This is a genomic window from Pseudomaricurvus sp. ABR4_320 (assembly GCF_056159445.1).
Genome location: NZ_JBSWVF010000112.1, coordinates 1 through 297 on the forward strand (window position 1 = coordinate 1; position 297 = coordinate 297).

The 297-nt window shown below is 57.6% G+C and carries 1 protein-coding gene; it reads right to left on the bottom strand.

The features are described from left to right. Nucleotides 1–297: FAD-binding protein (locus tag ACXAFR_RS27610; RefSeq protein WP_475183455.1), on the bottom strand; the 297-nt coding region annotated here is incomplete at both ends.

Sequence of the window (297 nt, forward strand, 5' to 3'; positions counted from 1 at the left end):
GGCCGTAAACAAATCCGCCACCAGACCATAATCAGCCACCGAGAAAATCGGCGCTTCTTCGTCTTTGTTGATGGCGACGATCACCTTGCTGTCTTTCATCCCCGCCAGATGCTGGATAGCACCGGAAATCCCTACGGCAATGTACAGCTCGGGAGCGACGATCTTTCCGGTTTGTCCCACCTGCATGTCGTTGGGCACAAAGCCCGCATCGACGGCGGCACGGGAGGCGCCCACAGCGGCACCGAGTTTGTCGGCGATCTTGTAGAGCATCTCGAAGTTCTCGCCGTTCTGCATACC